Origin of the sequence: Pseudomonas sp. LPH60, assembly GCF_030718165.1 — a bacterium.
GTDB lineage: Bacteria > Pseudomonadota > Gammaproteobacteria > Pseudomonadales > Pseudomonadaceae > Aquipseudomonas > Aquipseudomonas danubii.
Genome location: NZ_JAVAJH010000011.1, coordinates 64947 through 80793, shown reverse-complemented (window position 1 = coordinate 80793; position 15847 = coordinate 64947). Strand labels below are relative to the sequence as shown.

Annotated in this window: 20 protein-coding genes; 8 read left to right on the top strand and 12 right to left on the bottom strand. The window is 61.7% G+C overall.

Features of this window, described 5'->3' with window-relative positions:
• Positions 1-84: 84 nt before the first annotated feature.
• On the bottom strand, positions 85-1020 hold the full coding sequence (locus Q8O96_RS29450; protein WP_305949960.1) for a hypothetical protein: 936 nt from the start codon (positions 1018-1020) through the stop codon (positions 85-87).
• A 343-nt stretch (positions 1021-1363) separates the two neighbouring features.
• Here Q8O96_RS29450 and Q8O96_RS29445 point away from each other — a divergent pair, with 343 nt between their 5' ends.
• The 5 genes from Q8O96_RS29445 to Q8O96_RS29425 all read left to right on the top strand — a co-directional run bounded on the left by Q8O96_RS29445 (position 1364) and on the right by Q8O96_RS29425 (position 3807).
• Positions 1364-1558, top strand: coding sequence for a hypothetical protein (locus Q8O96_RS29445; RefSeq protein WP_205413474.1), 195 nt, complete (start codon positions 1364-1366; stop codon positions 1556-1558).
• Between the two features lie 29 nt (positions 1559-1587).
• A complete protein-coding gene (locus Q8O96_RS29440; protein ID WP_250330663.1) occupies positions 1588-2364 on the top strand; it encodes an APH(3') family aminoglycoside O-phosphotransferase in 777 nt (258 codons plus the stop codon).
• Between the two features lie 198 nt (positions 2365-2562).
• Positions 2563-2955, top strand: a complete 393-nt coding sequence (locus Q8O96_RS29435; protein ID WP_102863243.1) for an MliC family protein — start codon at positions 2563-2565, stop codon at positions 2953-2955.
• A gap of 228 nt (positions 2956-3183) precedes the next feature.
• Positions 3184-3342, top strand: coding sequence for a hypothetical protein (locus Q8O96_RS29430; RefSeq protein WP_162884058.1), 159 nt, complete (start codon positions 3184-3186; stop codon positions 3340-3342).
• A gap of 144 nt (positions 3343-3486) precedes the next feature.
• Entirely contained in the window at positions 3487-3807 is a 321-nt protein-coding gene (locus Q8O96_RS29425) for a YbjQ family protein (protein WP_305949959.1), read from the top strand.
• Positions 3808-3841: 34 nt separating this feature from the next.
• Here the strand turns inward: Q8O96_RS29425 and Q8O96_RS29420 are convergent, their stop codons facing one another.
• A complete protein-coding gene (locus tag Q8O96_RS29420; protein WP_102863245.1) occupies positions 3842-4234 on the bottom strand; it encodes a VOC family protein in 393 nt (130 codons plus the stop codon).
• 88 nt (positions 4235-4322) lie between these two features.
• The gene (locus Q8O96_RS29415) at positions 4323-5963 is read right to left on the bottom strand and encodes an ABC-F family ATP-binding cassette domain-containing protein (protein WP_102863574.1); all 1641 of its coding nucleotides are present in this window, start codon (positions 5961-5963) and stop codon (positions 4323-4325) included.
• A 404-nt stretch (positions 5964-6367) separates the two neighbouring features.
• Between Q8O96_RS29415 and Q8O96_RS29410 the strand changes: the two genes are divergently transcribed.
• Positions 6368-7123 carry a carbonic anhydrase gene (locus Q8O96_RS29410; RefSeq protein WP_305949958.1) on the top strand — a complete coding sequence of 252 codons (756 nt, stop codon included), beginning with the start codon at positions 6368-6370 and terminating at the stop codon, positions 7121-7123.
• Positions 7124-7318: 195 nt separating this feature from the next.
• Here the strand turns inward: Q8O96_RS29410 and modC are convergent, their stop codons facing one another.
• The 9 genes from modC to Q8O96_RS29365 all read right to left on the bottom strand — a co-directional run bounded on the left by modC (position 7319) and on the right by Q8O96_RS29365 (position 14452).
• Complete coding sequence (gene modC, locus Q8O96_RS29405) at positions 7319-8401, bottom strand: molybdenum ABC transporter ATP-binding protein (RefSeq protein ID WP_207165993.1); 1083 nt, start codon at positions 8399-8401, stop codon at positions 7319-7321.
• A gap of 4 nt (positions 8402-8405) precedes the next feature.
• A complete protein-coding gene (modB, locus tag Q8O96_RS29400) occupies positions 8406-9086 on the bottom strand; it encodes a molybdate ABC transporter permease subunit (protein WP_102863247.1) in 681 nt (226 codons plus the stop codon).
• Complete coding sequence (gene modA, locus Q8O96_RS29395; RefSeq protein WP_305949957.1) at positions 9087-9854, bottom strand: molybdate ABC transporter substrate-binding protein; 768 nt, start codon at positions 9852-9854, stop codon at positions 9087-9089.
• A gap of 211 nt (positions 9855-10065) precedes the next feature.
• Entirely contained in the window at positions 10066-11130 is a 1065-nt protein-coding gene (locus Q8O96_RS29390; protein WP_305949956.1) for a nitronate monooxygenase family protein, read from the bottom strand.
• 167 nt (positions 11131-11297) lie between these two features.
• The gene (ada, locus tag Q8O96_RS29385) at positions 11298-12371 is read right to left on the bottom strand and encodes a bifunctional DNA-binding transcriptional regulator/O6-methylguanine-DNA methyltransferase Ada (RefSeq protein ID WP_102863250.1); all 1074 of its coding nucleotides are present in this window, start codon (positions 12369-12371) and stop codon (positions 11298-11300) included.
• A gap of 31 nt (positions 12372-12402) precedes the next feature.
• On the bottom strand, positions 12403-13137 hold the full coding sequence (gene alkB, locus Q8O96_RS29380) for a DNA oxidative demethylase AlkB (RefSeq protein ID WP_102863251.1): 735 nt from the start codon (positions 13135-13137) through the stop codon (positions 12403-12405).
• Positions 13127-13843 carry a 2OG-Fe(II) oxygenase gene (locus tag Q8O96_RS29375; RefSeq protein ID WP_305949955.1) on the bottom strand — a complete coding sequence of 239 codons (717 nt, stop codon included), beginning with the start codon at positions 13841-13843 and terminating at the stop codon, positions 13127-13129. The genes alkB and Q8O96_RS29375 overlap by 11 nt, the downstream gene beginning before the upstream one ends.
• 103 nt (positions 13844-13946) lie before the next feature.
• Entirely contained in the window at positions 13947-14117 is a 171-nt protein-coding gene (locus tag Q8O96_RS29370; protein WP_162884057.1) for a hypothetical protein, read from the bottom strand.
• A 32-nt stretch (positions 14118-14149) separates the two neighbouring features.
• The gene (locus Q8O96_RS29365) at positions 14150-14452 is read right to left on the bottom strand and encodes a DUF1883 domain-containing protein (RefSeq protein WP_011061687.1); all 303 of its coding nucleotides are present in this window, start codon (positions 14450-14452) and stop codon (positions 14150-14152) included.
• Between the two features lie 209 nt (positions 14453-14661).
• Between Q8O96_RS29365 and Q8O96_RS29360 the strand changes: the two genes are divergently transcribed.
• Positions 14662-15012 (top strand): hypothetical protein, encoded by a 351-nt coding sequence (locus Q8O96_RS29360; protein ID WP_102863253.1) that lies wholly within the window; start codon positions 14662-14664, stop codon positions 15010-15012.
• 157 nt (positions 15013-15169) lie between these two features.
• Positions 15170-15820, top strand: coding sequence for a cytochrome c (locus Q8O96_RS29355; RefSeq protein ID WP_305949954.1), 651 nt, complete (start codon positions 15170-15172; stop codon positions 15818-15820).
• Positions 15821-15847: the final 27 nt, after the last annotated feature.

Below are 15847 nucleotides of genomic sequence, written 5' to 3'. Positions count from 1 at the left end.
CTGCAAACTTGCGCCCAGAGTGGAAACTCAATTAATCGACGCTTAAACCTAGCACTGATTGTCGCTTGCTGTTCCTTGGCTGTTTCAGCGTTGTCCCGGATCCGGCTGCACTAGATGCCGCCAGGGAAATACTTGCCGGGCAAAATGCTTTACGTAGCCGCCTCCAGTGGCCTGGATCACCATGAACTGCAATGCAGGGCGCAGTTGTTGCAGGCTCTCGAGCTGTTCCAGGCTCAGGCAGGTGTTGCGCAGGCGCAGCGCCCTCAAAGGGTCGCAGGCAGTACTGGCGAATAGTTGTTCATAGTCGGCGAAGGAGGTGACGGACTGTTCTTCGCGCTGATCCGCCCAGTTGTTCTGCAGCGCGCTGGATTCGGTGAAGTCCAGGTTGCTCAGCCGCGGCAGATTGTCCGAGCTGGCCAGGTTGGCAATGAAGTGCTGGGTGTCCCAATGGCCGCCAATACGCAGGTGGGTAAGGTGCGGCAGATGGACCTGGAAGAAGCTCGAGTCGGGGGCATTTGGCAGGGTCAATTCGCTCAGATGCGGCGCCTTGGCGACAAAGCGGGCGATCTCTCCTGCTTCCTCCATCAGCATGCCGGCTTTCTGGATCAGCGAGGCATTGTGATCCTGGGGCTCGCTGGGGCGAACCGACAGCGACCTGAGAATGGGAAAGTTCACGTCGCTGTCCAACAAGGGCGTGAACTCCCATTCGCGGGTGCCGTTTGACCCTTGGTCCGGGCCAGAAAAGGCCAGGGAACTGAGGGTGTCGGCCACTGCCTGGTCGGCGAGGCATTCCAGGGTCCAGGCAAAGGGCTCTTCCCACAGGTCGCCATGAAACTCCAGATGCAGGCCACCACGCATTGGGGCCAGGGCCAGGTAGTTGTAGTCACTGACCCACAGCGGCCCCGTCAGGTCTTCGGGGTGGTCGTCGCGCTCGGCTGCCTGGTCCCGGGTGAAGCCATGGATGCGTTGCTGCAGGTCCAGCAGGCGCTGGTAACCCGGCGAGGACAAAGGGGTAGGCATGGCTGGAATCCGCTGTTGGGTGGGGCCGGGCTGAGCCGCTGGCGAGGGGCGTCGATGATAAGTCCTGTCGCCTACCTGAGTCTTGGTCCGGCACAGTGCCCTACACATTTTTCAACAAATTGACCATGTCCCCGGGGGGGCAGGGAGCACTAGGATCGCCCTTTCATGCACGGGTCTTGTGGACCTTTAGGAGTTTTACCCCATGCCACAAGGGCTATTGCCTCATTCAACCACTGGATTGCTGGCCAGCTCGCTGCAGGGCCAGGGCGTTGCCCGGCAGTTGCACCGCGAGCTTGAAGACTGGGCGGCCGGGTAGGGCGCGCGCTGGCTGCGGTTGAGCGTGGTGTTCGAGAACGTCCGGGCCGAGGGTTTCTGGAGAGCCTGTGGCTATGTCGAGGCCCGTACCCGTGACGGGATAGAGCTGGGCCAGTTACGGCACAGGGTGCGCATCATGATCAAGCCGCTGTCCTCGGACTCCCTTGAAGACTACTTGACCCTGATGCCCCGCGATCGGGTCGAGCCCCCGGTATCGGTCTGATAAAAATGGTAGGAAACAGTGTGACCCCCATGACATTGAAACTGCCTGAGGCCATCGCGCGCTTCATTGGTGATGCGCAGCTAGTCCCGGACACCGTGGGTGAGTCGCCTTGCCGTGTGTATAGCTTCCTTCGCGGCAACGAGCGCTTCTTCCTCAAGTTCTCGGCGGCTCTCTATGCCCCCACCACCTACAGCGTCTTGCGGGAGGCTCGTGTACTTGATTGGCTGGACGGGCGCCTCAAGGTTCCCGAACTGGTGCTGGTGGAGTCGGGGGGTGAAGGCGAGTTTATGATTACCCGCTCTGTGCCGGGTGTTCCATTGTCCTCTTGCATAGCCGCCGGCCAACCGGCACTGCCGCTGTTTCGCGAGGCGCTGCATCAAATGCAGTCAGTGGCGGTGGACGAGTGTCCATTCGATGCCGGAGTCTCGATGCGCCTCGCCGAGCTGGATTACCTGATGGCCCAGGGACTGTGCGCTGCGGAATATGACCTGGCCCAATGGCCTGGGTTGGCCGGCCCCGAGGCCCTGCGGACGCATCTGCAGCGTACCCGGCCCATTGAAGACCTGGTTTTTTCCCATGGTGATCTGGGGGACAGCAACATCTTCATCGATGGTCGCGATGAGCTGTATTTCATCGATCTGGGGCGGGGCGGGTTGGCCGACCGCTGGCTGGACATCGCCTTTATCCAGCGCGATCTCCGCGAAGTGCTTTGCGAGGCGGACGCGGCTGAGTTTCTCCAAGGCTTGGGACTCCCGGACAATCCTTCAAGGCGGATCTTCTTTGAACAGTTGGACGAGCTGTTCTAGCTGATGGGATCAGGCACCTGTAACGGCGACGTGCAGGGTGGGACGATGCATCAATATCTGGTTCCGCAAGCTTCAGCCCTGCACACGAGCCCTCTGCTCTGGAGCGGTCGGCAGGACCGGACGAAGGCCTCTCGGGCATGAACTAAAATCGCTATCACCAGTCCCATGGGGCATCTTTGACCATTCGGGGGAAATACCGTGAAAACTCGTCTCGCAACGCTCTGCGCCGCAGCTCTGGCTTCGGCCCTGCCGATTTTGACCGAGGCTGCCCAGGCGCAGGCGCCCGCCCCTGAGCCGACCTATCAGAGCCAGGTGGCGCGCTATCAGTGCGAGGGTAATGTCCGCATCGATGCGGCCTACCTGAATATCGACAATGGCACCTCGTTTGCCACGCTCTACTACAAGGAGCAATTGATTCCCATGCACATTGCTCGCTCGGCTTCCGGCGCGCTGTATGTGGCAGACGATGAACAGAACAGCTTTCGCTGGCACACCAAGGGCAAGCTGGGCGTGTTGTCGTTCCTGGAGGCAGATCACACCGCCAAGGAGCAGCAACTGCTCAAGGACTGCCAGGAGATTGATCCGCAGTAACAGCTCCCCCGCAGAGGGGCTTGAGGCAAAAAAAAAGCCCGCGCGAGCGCGCGGGCGAACTGTAGTTGCTTGAATGAGCGAAGCAACTATACACAGACGGAGTTAGCGTCTGGGTGAAAGAAGTTTCATCTTGCTCAGGGTGTGTTTTGTCGGCAAAAACGAGCCGTTGCCGGATCTGTTCTAACCTGAAATGGCGAGTCAAAAATCCCTTCAGGAAGAGAGGTGGGCATGGCAACACAACAGCAACGCCCTTATGAGCAGGAGCGCAGTGACGAGGCGGCGCAGTACCAGGTCGAGCACAAGGAGCCGCCACCGCAAACCTGGAAACACCCGGACGATGGCAAGAGCCTGTCGGAACTGGACGAAGAACGTCCCTTGAAGCCCTGATCCCAAGCCCCGCTCCAGAGCGGGGCTGTTGTGTGTGGCGACGCCATTGTTGCCCATGACCGACCCTCACCGTCGCTCTGATACCATCGCCAGCCTTAATGTCCCGGGAGCTCGGGACGGAATGTCTGTTCAAGGGAGAAATACATGATTGTCACCACCACCGCCCATATCGAAGGTCGGGAAATTGCCGCGTATCTGGACATCGTCAGTGCTGAATCCGTCCAGGGTATCAACGTGGTCCGCGATCTCTTTGCCAGCATGCGCGACTTCTTTGGTGGTCGCTCTCAGACCTTGGAGCGCGCCTTGAAGGAAGCGCGGATCCAGGCCACCAGTGAAATCAAGGAGCGGGCCCGTCAGTTCAATGCCGACGCAGTGGTCGGCGTGGATTTCGAGATCAGCATGCCTTCTGGGCGTGGCGGCATGGTGGTGGTGTTTGCCACCGGGACCGCCGTCAAGCTCAAGTAACGTTCTGCCCGACTTCCTCCCGTACTCCCTGGACTCAAGCACCCACTGGGGTGCAGAGCTCCACCAGGGTGCCATCCGGACAACGCACGTAGGACACCGTCTGCCCCCAGGGTTTGCTGCTGGGGGCCGCAAGTTCCTGGGCGCCCTGTTCCAGGGCTCGGGCATGGGCTGCATGGACGTCGTCGGTTACCAGTCCCAGTTCCATGCCCAGAGGGTGCGGCGAGGAATGGGCGGCGACGTGGCCAGCCTTGAAGTTCAGTTCTGCCAGGTCGTGATCGGCGAAGGCCAGGGTGGTGCTACCGGTTTCCAGTTCGCCGTAGGTGCCGGACTCATGGAGAAACCGCCGCTTGAAGCCGAAAGCCTGCTCAAAGAAGGCCAGGGAATCTTCGACCTTGGGCACATAGATGATGGTGTAGCCGAACTGCATGGCGTGACGCTCCTTGTCTATGGATAAGAGGACGCGAATCTAGCATGGGCACGCGCCTGTCCGCGGTTTTTTGCGATAAGGCACTGTGTTATTGGCGACGCTCCAGTAACTCCCAGCCCCGTGGGGACCATTGCAGCTCATGGGTCGGTGCCAGGGCCTGGAGGAAGTCCTGATCGTGGGACGCCACTACCAGTGCCCCGGGGTAGTCCCGCAGGGCTTGTTCAAAGGCCTGTACCGATTCCAGGTCCAGGTGATTGGTTGGCTCGTCGAGCAGCAGCAAGCGCGCCGGGCTGCCCCCCCACAATGCCAGCGCCAACGCCGCTTTCAGCCGCTCTCCGCCGCTCAACAGGGCGCAGGGTTGCTGCACCCGCCGAGCATCCAGTTGCAGGCGTGCCAGGCAGGTGCGCAAGGCACTTTCCTCCAGTGGTGTAGCGGCATTGGCCAGTTGCTCCAGCAATGAGGTGCCGGGGGCCAGTTGCAGCAGGTGCTGGTCCAGATAGGCGCTGTTCACCGTCACCCGGCAGTCGCCGCTCAGGGGTTGCAATTGACCGGCGAGCATCTTCAGCAATGTGGATTTACCGCAACCGTTGGGGCCGATCAGGGCAATGCGTGCCGGGCCGCTGATGTTGCAGGTGAGATAGGACGCCGGCGACCGGCGGTCCAGCCAGGGCAATTGCGCCTGCTGCAGGTTGAGCACTGGCTGGCCTGCCTGCAGGGTGGTATCGGGCAGGGTCAGCAGGGTCGGTTGTTGCGCGGTAACCCGGGCATAGGCACTGCGTACTTGCTCATCAAGGGCGCTCTTGTGCCCCTGATGGCTGTGACGCACCTGACCCATGATGTCCCGGGCGGCGCCGAGTATCTTGGCTCGCTCGAAGCTGGAGATGTTGGCGGTCTTGGCGTATTTACGCGATGTAGCGGCGTGGCGCTGGATGGTGTCGTGCTCGCGTTGCAGACGCTTGTGTTCACGGCTGCGCTGGGTGCGGGCATGTTCCAGTGCCGCCTGGGCGGCATCGTCATGGGCCTGACGCTGAGCCTGGTACAGCGCGTAGTTGCCGCCGTAGACCTGGGCTCCCTGGGGACTGAGCTCAACGATGCGTTGTACCTGCATCAGCAACTGGCGGTCATGGCTGACCAGGATCAAGCCGCCGCGCCAGTGGCGCAGTTGCGCCATCAGCCAGCAGCGTCCGGCACGGTCCAGGTGGTTGCTGGGCTCGTCGAGCAACAGCAGGTCGGCGTCGCTGAGCAGAGCACCGACCAGCACCACTCGGGCCAGTTGCCCGCCGCTCAGGCTCGCCGCCGGATGATCCGGTTCCAGGTGTTGCAAGCCGGCCTCATCCAGAGCCTGACGCAGGCGCTCGGCCAGGTCCCAGCGGTCATCCACCCGCAGCAGGTCTTCCGGGTCGGCGTTACCGGCTGCCAGGCGCTGCAGGGCCCTCAGGGCATCAGCGACGCCTGCGACCTGGGCCACCGTCTGCTGCGGAGCAGGCAGCGGGTCCTGGGGGACATAGGCGAGGCTGGCGGCGCAATTGAGGCTGCCGGAAGAGGGCTGCAGTTCTCCGGCGATCAGGCGCAGCAACAGGGATTTACCCATGCCATTACGCCCGACTATGGCCGTGGGCAGGCGATCGAAGCTGAGGGTCAGGGCATCGAGCAAGGTTTCGCCATTGGCGAATTGATAAGTCAGCTGGTTCAGTGAAACCAGCGCAGGCAGCCGGGTGACGTGAGTCATCAGCACCTCCGGAAAATGTGTTAGCAGGCCAATGAGCACTTGCAGGGCTCATTGCGAAGACATTTTGGGAAGGCTTAGTTGTTCACGTCGGCAATCGTCCAGGGACGGGAAAGAAGGTGCGTAGCCTAACCGCGGAATTATCTGGCTGACAAGCCCGCTGATTCGCCGACGGGAACTTTGATATGGATTGCGCCGTTTGCTCCAGGTCCCGCAGAAGGCTCCTCAGCCCTGGAGCGAGACTGGGAATTATCAATGTGAAAGTTTTTTTATTCTTTGTTGTTATTGTTTTAATTGCGGTTTTTTGATCTTTGGATTGTTTGGGTTTTGTTGGGTTTACTCAGTTTGAGGTGCGAACTTTAATCCAGGTGGTGGATCTCCGGAATTTATTGTTCGAGGTGGCTGATATGCAAAACAACGTTACTAATAATTGTGAAGAATGCTCATCCAGTAGTAGACGTACGGTGTTGAAAACAGCGCTGGGTTTGACTGCTGTCAGTATTGTCGTAGGGGTGGGGTTGGGTATATCAAGTTTTTCCTATGCCGCGTCCTTGAGCAAGGAACAGCGCGATAACATGACGCCGGATCAAGTCATTGCCGGTATGAAGGAAGGCAATCTGCGCTTTCGCAATGGAAAAATGGATCAACACGACTATCTGGCACAGAAAAGAGCCAGTGCGAGCGGGCAGTTTCCGGCGGCGGTGATCCTCAGTTGCATTGATTCACGAGCGCCGGCGGAGATCATTCTGGATGCCGGGATTGGCGATACCTTCAATGCCCGTATCGCCGGGAATGTCGCCAACAGTGACCTGATCGGCAGTCTGGAGTTCGCCTGTGCGGCCGCCGGGGCCAAAGTCATTCTGGTGATGGGGCATACTGCATGTGGTGCCATCAAAGGTGCTATCGACAATGTCGAATTGGGTAGCCTGACCGGGCTGCTGAACAAGATCAAACCGGCCATCGGTGCAACTAAGTACGCTGGAGAACGCAGCAGTAAGAACGATGAGTTTGTGGATGCAGTGGCCAAGACCAACGTGCAGAACACCATCAATGAAATTCGCCAGGAAAGTTCCATGCTGAGCCAGTTGGAAAAAGAAGGGAAAATAAAAATAGTCGGTGCCATGTATCACTTGAACGGCGGAGTGGTTGAATTTACTACCTGAACTATTTCCCTCTGAAATAGTGTTGTCATTTGTCGTAGTTGCTCGATGGATCGAGACTCCCGGGCAACTACGATGAAGTAATCGAACCCGTTCTAGTGTAGAGACCTCTTTTTTATATCCAGGCGCGTTTCAACGTGAAGTTCAGGCGATCGGTACCGGTTCGGCGCGCATGCCAGAGGGCTGGCTTGCCCGGTGTCATGCCAGTACCGCCACCGCCTTGATCTGCGCCCAGAGTTGTTGACCGGGGTGCAGGTCGAGCTGATCCCGGGAGTAGCGGGTGATGCGGGCCAGCAGCGGGGTGCCGGCCGCGTCCAGGCGTACCAGGACGTGGGCGGCGTTATCTGCGGGAATCTCGTCGCTGACGGTCACCGGCAGGCGATTGAGAATGCTGCTGTGTTCGCTGGCCTGCAGGCTCAGGCTGACGTCCCGAGCCTGGACCTTGAAACGCAGGGACTTGCCCAGCGCCAGGGGCTGGTGGGCCACGCGCACCCGTAATTGACTGTCGGGCAGTTGCAGGGTCAGCAGTTGGTAGGTCGCGTCATAGTCGCTGACCCGGCCTTCCACCACGACCCCGGCGTCATCCCCCAGAGCCAGGGGCAGATCCAGTCGTGCCAGGGTTTGCCCGATGGGACCGCTGGCCAGTGCGCGGCCGTCACTGAGCAGCACGATATGGTCGGCCAGCCGCGCCACTTCATCCTGGGAGTGGCTGACGTACAGCACCGGGATATCCAGCTCGTCGTGCAGCCGCTCCAGATAGGGCAGGATTTCACCTTTGCGTTTCGAGTCCAGGGCCGCCAGGGGTTCGTCCATCAGCAGCAGCCGTGGGCTGGTGAGCAGGGCTCGAGCGATGCCGATGCGCTGGCGTTCGCCGCCCGAGAGGTTCTGCGGGTGGCGCTGGAGCAGATGGCCGATGCCCAGCAACTCGGTGGCCTGGGCCATGTCCACCCGGCGCTGCTGCCGGGGAATGCGGCGCAGGCCGAACTCCAGGTTGGCCTGGACCGACAGATGGGGAAACAGGCTGGCCTCCTGGAATACATAACCCAAGGAGCGCTTGTGGGGCGGGATGAACAGCTGGCGCTGGCTGTCCTGCCAGATTTCATCGTTGATCTGGATCCGCCCACGTCCGGCCTTTTCCAGGCCGGCAATGCAGCGCAGGCAAGTGGTCTTGCCCGAGCCCGAATGGCCATAGAGCGCGGTGACGCCGCGCCCCGGCAGTTGCAGGTCGAGGTCCAGGGCAAAGTCGTGGTAGTCCAGGTTCAGCTTGACGTGAATGCTCATCGACTCAGCTCCAGCCAGCACGGGTCTTGCGGCTGGAGTACAGCGCCAGCAGCACCAGGAACGAGAACACCAGCATGGCGCCGGCCAGCCAGTGGGCCTGGGCGTACTCCATGGCCTCGACGTGATCGTAGATCTGCACCGAGACCACCCGGGTCTTGTCAGGAATGTTGCCGCCGATCATCAGCACCACGCCGAACTCGCCGACGGTGTGGGCAAAGCCGAGAATCGAGGCGGTGATGAAGCCCGGCCGGGCCAGAGGCAGGATCACCGAGAAGAAAGTGTCCCAGGGATTGGCGCGCAGGGTGGCGGCCACTTCCAGAGGGCGGCTGCCAATGGCAGAAAAGGCGTTTTGCAGCGGTTGCACTACAAAGGGCATGGAATAGATCACTGAGCCCAGCACCAGGCCGCTGAAACTGAAGGTCAGGGTGCCCAGCCCCAAGGACTGGGTGAACTGGCCGAAGAAGCCGTTGGGCCCGAGGGCCAGCAGCAGATAGAAACCTATCACCGTGGGTGGCAACACCAGGGGCAATGCCACCACGGCGCCGATCGGCCCGCGCAACCAGGAGCGGGTACGCGACAGCCATAACGCAATCGGAGTACCGATGACCAGCAGGATGAGGGTCGTCAGGGACGCCAGTTTAAGGGTCAGCCAGATGGCGGAAAAATCGGCACTCGAAAGGCTCATTTACAGTTGATAACCGTAGGATTTGATGACGGCGGCGGCTTTGGGCCCCTTGAGGTAGTCAACCAGCGCCTTGGCGGCCGGGTTGTCCTTGCCCTTGTTGAGGATCACCGCATCCTGCTTGATTGGATCATGCATCTGGGCCGGGACTATCCAGGCTGAGCCGCTGGTGACTTTGCCGTCTTTATAGATCTGCGACAAGGCGACAAAACCCAGTTCGGCGTTGCCGGTGGAGACGAACTGATAGGCCTGGGTGATGTTCTGGCCCTCGACGATCTTGGCCTTGACCTTGTCGGTCAGGCCCAGCTTGGCCAGCACCTGGGTCGCGGCCAGGCCGTAAGGCGCCGCCTTGGGGTTGGCAATGGACAGGTGCTGGTACTGATTGTCCTTGAGCACCTGGCCTTGGCTGTCGACGTAGCCGTCCTTGGCCGACCACAGGGCCAGGGTGCCGATGGCGTAGGTGAAGCGCGAGCCCTTGACGATGTCGCCCTCGCTTTCGAGTTTCTGCGGGGTGCTGTCGTCGGCAGAGAGGAAGACCTCGAAAGGCGCGCCGTTCTTGATCTGGGCATAGAACTGCCCGGTGGCACCGTAGGCGGCCACCAGCTTGTGGCCTGTGTCTTTTTCGAAGTCGACGGCGATGGCCTGGATCGGTGCGGTGAAGTTGGCAGCGACCGCCACCTGGACTTCAGCGGCCTGGGCCGAGCCGAAGGCGAAGAGGGCGAGCAGGCTAGCGAGGCAAGTCGGGGCAAAACCTGAAGCACTAAGGTTCATCGAACAGCTCCGTTGGAGAGAAGGGCGCGTTGGGCAGCGAATGCTCGGAGGGAATCTGCACCCAGGGCAGCGAGTGTCGCTGTATAGCGAAATATATAGCGAATTCTCGATCAGCGGAACTGTGCCGCAGGCCTCGCTGGCAAAGGGTTGCAACCGGCACATCAACCGGTGCGGCAACCAGCACCGCGACCGTGGTCGCGGCGCCGGCCGGTCAGCGCCGCTTGAGCTGCGCCAGGGCCTGTTCGGCCAGACGCAGGGTCAGCTCGTAGGCAGGCAGCTCCACTCCCAGGCGCAGGGCCTGGCCGGACCAGAGATTGGCGAAGTCGGCATCGTTCTTGGCCTTCAGCGGCAGCAAGGCTCCGCCAGCGCGGGGAAACGCTGGCGCCAGGGAACTGATGGGGCCGATTTCGCGCATCACCCGGTTGACGATGCCTCTAGCGGGGCGACCGGTGAACAGGTTGGTCAGTGCGGTCTGGCTTTCCTTGGCGGTACGCAGGGCCTGGTGATGGGCGGCGCTGATGTTGGCTTCTGGAGTGAACAGGTAGGCAGTGCCCAGCTGGACTGCCGAGGCGCCCAGAGCCATTGCCGCGACAATGCCCCGGGCGTCGCCGATGCCACCGGCGGCGATCACCGGCACCTTCAGTGCATCGACGATCTGCGGCACCAGGGCCATGGTGCCCACCTGGGTGTTGAGGTCGTCGCTGAGGAAGATTGCCCGGTGGCCACCGGCTTCGTAGCCCATGGCAATCACCGCGTCGCAGCCGCGCGCTTCGAGCCATAGAGCTTCGTCCACGGTGCTGGCCGAAGAGAGCACCCTGGCCCCGGTGGCCTTGACCCGGGCCAGCAGCGTCGGCTCTGGCAATCCGAAGTGAAAACTCACCACCTCGGGCCGCAGCTCTTCCACCAACTGGCAACCCGCTTCGTCGAAGGGCGCCCGATTGCTGACCGGCGTCGGTGCATCGAAGTCGGCGCCCAGTTCGCGGTAGTAGGGTTGCAGGGCGTTCTTCCAGCGGCTCTCCTGCGCGCTGTCCACGGCCTGTACCTGATGGCAGAAGAAGTTCAGGTTCAGCGGCTGCCGAGTGGCTGAGCGAATGACCTGCACTTCCTGGCGGATCTGTTCCGGGGTGAGCATGGCGCATGGCAACGAGCCCAGACCGCCGGCCCGGGACACGGCAATCACCATGGCGGAGCCGTTGGCGCCCGCCATGGGGGCTTGAATGATGGGCAGGTCGATGCCCAGCAGATCGAGGAGGCGACTATCGGTCCATTGGCTCATGTGCATGGTTCTCCGGCGGCAGGATTGGACGAGGCAGCCGGTGGTTTTTAGCAGGAGAGGGGCGTCCTCGGCCAGCTGACTTTTCCCGGGGGCTCTCAAGATCGGGCATTTGCCACGGACTTTGAGGTCTATACCAGCGCCGATTCGCTGGCGATCTACATCGGGATTCAGGCCTCGGACAGCGTTTCGCGTTCCAGCAACTGACGCTTGCGCTCCACGCCCCAGCGGTAGCCGGAAAGACTGCCGTCGCTACGCACCACCCGGTGGCAGGGGATCGCCACCGCCAGGGTGTTGGCCGCGCAGGCCTGGGCCACTGCGCGCATGGCCTTGGGGGCACCGATACGCTGGGCGATCTCGGCGTAGCTGGCGGTGCTGCCGACGGGAATGCTTTGCAGGGCCTGCCACACTCGTTCCTGGAATGCGGTGCCGCGCAGGTCCAGGGGCAGGTCCAGGCCGATGGCCGGCGCCTCGACAAAGCCCACGACCTGGGCGACCAGGCGTTCGAAATCTGCGTCGGCACCGATCAGGTTGGCGCGGGGAAACTTGTCCTGCAGTTCCTCCACCAACGGGGTGGGGTCGTCTCCGAGGAGGATGGCGCAGACGCCCCGGTGACTCTGGGCCACCAGGATCGCGCCCAGGGAGCACTGGCCCACGGCGAAGCGGATATCGGTGTTGGGCCCGCCGGCGCGGTAGTCACTGGGTTTCATGCCCAGCAACTGATCTGCAGCTTCATAGAAACGGCTGTTGGAGTTGAAGCCGGCGTCGTACAGGGCGGTGGTCACCGTGTGCCCGCTTTGCAGATGGCTGCGGACTTTGCGCGAGCGTTGCGCATTGGCGTAGCCCCGCGGTGTTAGTCCGGTGGCGGCCTTGAATACCCGGTGAAAGTGGTAACTGCTGACGCCCGCATGCTGCGCCAGTTGCTCCAGGCTGGGGGCCGACTCGGCGGCCTCGATCTGCCGACAAGCCGCGGCCACCAGTGCCGCATGGTGCGCGGCCACCTGGGTCTGGTCGCTGGCCTGACGCTTGCTCGGACGATAACCCGCCGCCTCGGCCTCTTGGGCGCTGTCGAAGAACTCGACGTTTTCCGCCTTTGGCAGGCGCGACAGGCTGCTGGGGCGGCAGTACACCCCGGTGGTCCGGACGGCATAGACGAACGTCGCATCGGCGCGGGCGTCGCGTTTGAGCACGGCTTGCCAGCGTGGGTCCTGTTCAATCTGTTGTTTGCGTGTCAGGGCATTCATGGTCGGTGCTCGGCGCGGAGTGGCGGCCAGATTAACGGCCCGGTGCCTGATCGGCACTCCGGGGCTTGCGGTTGAACTCTACCTCTGAGCCGGCACGGCGAAAGGTCAGGTTGATCCGTTGCTGGCCGAGCAGGGGATGGCTGCCGTCCTTGAGGGGCAGCACCCCGTGATAGCGCAGGCGATCGACGCCGCCCCAGACCACCACGTCGCCGTGCAGCAATGGCACCCGCTGGCTTTTGTCGCCGCGCTGCTGGCCGCCGAAAAGGAACATTGCCGGCAGACCCAGGGACAGGGAGACGATGGGGGCGCTGAAGTCGCGCTCGTTCTTGTCCTGGTGCAGGGACATCTTCGCGCCGGGCCGGTAGCAGTTGATCAGGCATGAGTCGGGGTTGAAGCCTTTGAAGCCGGCGGTTTCGGCTGCCGTCTGCGCCAACTGGCGGAACACCTCGGGCATTGCCGGCCAGGGACGCAGGCTTTGCGGATCAATAGGGCTGTAGCGATAGCCTTTGCTGTCGCTGGTCCAGCCCAACTGGCCGCAACTGCTCAAGCCGACGGACATGGTAAAGCCGCCGGGCGTGATCATGTGGCGAAACGGCGCCGCGGCCAGCACTTCCTCAAGTTGTGGCAGTAGCCCTTCGATCCACGGCAGGGCGAAGCCGCGCAGGACGCGGGACTGGGGGCCAAGCACCTCGATGCGTGCCGGCTGTTGCAGATCGCTTTCATCGAAAAGCCCGAGGCTGCCGGGCGGCTCATGGCTACAAGGCATCGTGAAAAATCACTCCAAGGGTGTGGCGCTGGCCGCTGTGCACGCGACTGACGCCATGGCGCAGGGTGACTCGATAGTACCCGCGGGAACCTTTTACCGGCCGATGATGCACGGCGAATATCACCCCATCACCTTGCTTCAGACCAATGACCTGTGGCCGTGACTGCATACGCGGACGCTGCTCGGTGAGCACCAGTTCGCCGCCAGTGAACTCCGTTCCAGGCTGGGACAGGAGGAAGGCCGCTTGCAAGGGAAATACGTGCTCGCCATACAGATCCTGATGCAGGCAGTTGTAGTCCTCGGGGCCGTACTGCAGCAACAGCGCAGTGGGGCGCTGCTGTCCCGCGCTCTGGCAACGCTGGATGAATGCCGAATGTTCTGCCGGGTAGCGGATGTCGATATTCAGGCTCTGGTTCCAACGATTGGCCTGGTCCACCAGATACGAATACAGCTGCTGGCGCAACTCGGCGACCGGTTCCGGCAAGGGGTAACGGAAGTACTGGTACTGGCCACGGCCGAATCCATGGCGGGCCATTATCACTTTCGAGCGAAACAGCGCAGGGTGTTTGTACAGATCCCTCAGGGACTGGCATTGGCCGGCACTCAGCAGGCCTTCGAGGCGGGCGCAGCCGTCTTGGTCGAGGGCCTGCTCAATACGGGCCCAGTCCAGTTGTTGCAGGCGATCCTGGAGCGAGGAAACAGGCATGGCGGGAGTGTCCTGGGTGCAAGAGATTTCCTCCAGTCTGGGGCTCAGGCACCCCATGCACACTCCGCTGCTTGCGCTTGAATCGGTCTTGGGCAAAGACGGCCTACAAGGCCTTGCTGACACTGACGTCGCTGATGACGTCGTCGGACTGGCCATGCAGGGCTTCCAGGGCGGCCCGGGCTTCTTCCTGGGTACCGTTTTCAAGCTGAGCAAATTCGAAGCGGCGCTCACCATTGAGCTTGTATTTGATGACGTATTTGGTGGTCTGAGGCACGGGGTTACCTGTTGTCGCGAGGAGGTTGGGGCTTAGCGCAGTTTCGAGCTGGAGCGACGAATGATGCGGATCGAGTGAGTCAGGTTCGGCTTGCGGGTCACGCTGATGGGGCGCCGATTGACGGTGTCGATGGTGATGTTCCAGAAGCCGGTGCTGGGGGCGGTGATCTTGGCGGGGAACTTGTCGAAGGCTCCGCCGTGATAGGTGTGACGACCGCCATTCTTGAAGCTGCGGAAGTTGGCGTCGCTCATCAGGCGAATGTTGCAGACCTGGGAGCATTCGATGACGACGATATCGTCTTCGTTCAGGTGCTCGCGCTGGTGGATGAATTTCATGGGCGCCTCCAGAAGGGCTATATCTACAAAAACAAAACGTTGGCGTGGGCGATGGCGCAGTTTATCAGGCCCAAAGGGTTATTATTCGGCCCCGGCCTCGGGCTTTGACAATTTAAAACAGTTATTTGGATTTTTATCGGCGATAAAGCCGTGCCTCTGGAGAAAAGCAGCGCCTGTGCTGTCGGATGGATTTTTATTGGAGATTTTATATGAAGCGCTGGGTGTGGGTTCTGGCCATGGCCATCAGCGGTTGTGCCTCCGTCTCGGATATCAACCAGACGCCGCCGACCCTGAGTGTCATCTCTGGCAAGAAGCCCCAGGAGTACGCCAATTGCCTGTCTGGGAAGCTCTCCGGCAGCCGTGGCGCACTGCAGGTTGAGCCGCGCAAGGAAGGTTACCGGGTGATCGTCCCGCAGAGCCTGTCGGCGGCTCCGGCGGCGGTGTTCTACATCGATGAGCGCTCTGGCGGCAGCAGCATCAAGCTGCATGAGCAAATGTCCAACAACCCCCTGCGGCCACAGGACGTGCGCAAGGCGGGGGAGGCCTGCATCTCCGGCTGACCCCAAGCCCAGGGCCGCGCCAGGGCCCGAAACGGCTCTCGTGAGCAGCATCAGATACCCGCACCAATTTCGCATTGTCGCTATGGATCGATTGCCCTACTATTTGTGTGCTTATGCCCGCTGGGTCTAAGCATATAACTAGAATAATGGAGTCCATATGATCCCACTGGATCGAATGCTATTGAGTGGCCTGATGCTGCTGATTGCGCAATCTGCACACGCCGTGGATGGGCAGAAAGTCTTCACCCAAGGCGGCACTCAGCCTGGGGCAACAGCTTGTCTGGCCTGTCATGGAGCGGACGCGATGGGCCTGGCCCCCGCCGGGTTCCCGCGTCTTGCCGGCTTGCCGGCGGGCTATCTGGCCAAGCAGTTGCGTGACTTTCGCAGCGGTGCACGCAGCAGTCCGGTCATGCAGCCTCTGGCCAAGGCGTTGAGCGAAGACGAAATCACCGCCGTGACCGCCACCCTCGCGGCCATGCCCGGGCCGAAAACCCAAGCGATCGGCCGTAGCCAGGCCGCCAGCGGTGTCGGTGAACGCCTGGCCTTGCGGGGCGCCTGGGAGCGGCAGGTTCCCGAATGCGTCAGTTGTCACGGGCCTGGTGGTGTCGGTGTCGGTGTGGCTTTTCCGCCCCTGGCCGGGCAACCGGCCGGCTACCTGGTGGCGCAACTCAATGCCTGGCGCGATGGCAGTCGGCACAACGACCCCAACGACCTGATGGGGCATGTCGCCAAGTCCTTGAGTGCCGAAGAAGTCACCGCAGTGGCGGACTACTTTGCCAGCTTGCAACCTCAGGAGGCGCGGCCATGAAACTATTGATTGCCGGGCCGTTGATGG

Bases quoted from the DNA above. Each gene is read 5' to 3' on its own strand.
- alkB (WP_102863251.1), bottom strand. From the start codon at position 13,137: ATGCCTTGTAGCCATGAGCCGCCCGGCAGCCTCGGGCTTTTCGATGAA.
- Q8O96_RS29375 (WP_305949955.1), bottom strand. From the start codon at position 13,843: ATGCCTGTTTCCTCGCTCCAGGATCGCCTGCAACAACTGGACTGGGCC.
- Q8O96_RS29415 (WP_102863574.1), bottom strand. From the start codon at position 5,963: ATGACTCACGTCACCCGGCTGCCTGCGCTGGTTTCACTGAACCAGCTG.
- Q8O96_RS29410 (WP_305949958.1), top strand. From the start codon at position 6,368: ATGCAAAACAACGTTACTAATAATTGTGAAGAATGCTCATCCAGTAGT.
- modB (WP_102863247.1), bottom strand. From the start codon at position 9,086: ATGAGCCTTTCGAGTGCCGATTTTTCCGCCATCTGGCTGACCCTTAAA.
- Q8O96_RS29450 (WP_305949960.1), bottom strand. From the start codon at position 1,020: ATGCCTACCCCTTTGTCCTCGCCGGGTTACCAGCGCCTGCTGGACCTG.
- Q8O96_RS29390 (WP_305949956.1), bottom strand. From the start codon at position 11,130: ATGAGCCAATGGACCGATAGTCGCCTCCTCGATCTGCTGGGCATCGAC.
- Q8O96_RS29440 (WP_250330663.1), top strand. From the start codon at position 1,588: ATGACATTGAAACTGCCTGAGGCCATCGCGCGCTTCATTGGTGATGCG.
- ada (WP_102863250.1), bottom strand. From the start codon at position 12,371: ATGAATGCCCTGACACGCAAACAACAGATTGAACAGGACCCACGCTGG.
- Q8O96_RS29360 (WP_102863253.1), top strand. From the start codon at position 14,662: ATGAAGCGCTGGGTGTGGGTTCTGGCCATGGCCATCAGCGGTTGTGCC.
- Q8O96_RS29355 (WP_305949954.1), top strand. From the start codon at position 15,170: ATGATCCCACTGGATCGAATGCTATTGAGTGGCCTGATGCTGCTGATT.
- Q8O96_RS29365 (WP_011061687.1), bottom strand. From the start codon at position 14,452: ATGAAATTCATCCACCAGCGCGAGCACCTGAACGAAGACGATATCGTC.
- Q8O96_RS29420 (WP_102863245.1), bottom strand. From the start codon at position 4,234: ATGCAGTTCGGCTACACCATCATCTATGTGCCCAAGGTCGAAGATTCC.
- Q8O96_RS29425 (WP_305949959.1), top strand. From the start codon at position 3,487: ATGATTGTCACCACCACCGCCCATATCGAAGGTCGGGAAATTGCCGCG.
- Q8O96_RS29430 (WP_162884058.1), top strand. From the start codon at position 3,184: ATGGCAACACAACAGCAACGCCCTTATGAGCAGGAGCGCAGTGACGAG.
- modA (WP_305949957.1), bottom strand. From the start codon at position 9,854: ATGAACCTTAGTGCTTCAGGTTTTGCCCCGACTTGCCTCGCTAGCCTG.
- modC (WP_207165993.1), bottom strand. From the start codon at position 8,401: ATGAGCATTCACGTCAAGCTGAACCTGGACTACCACGACTTTGCCCTG.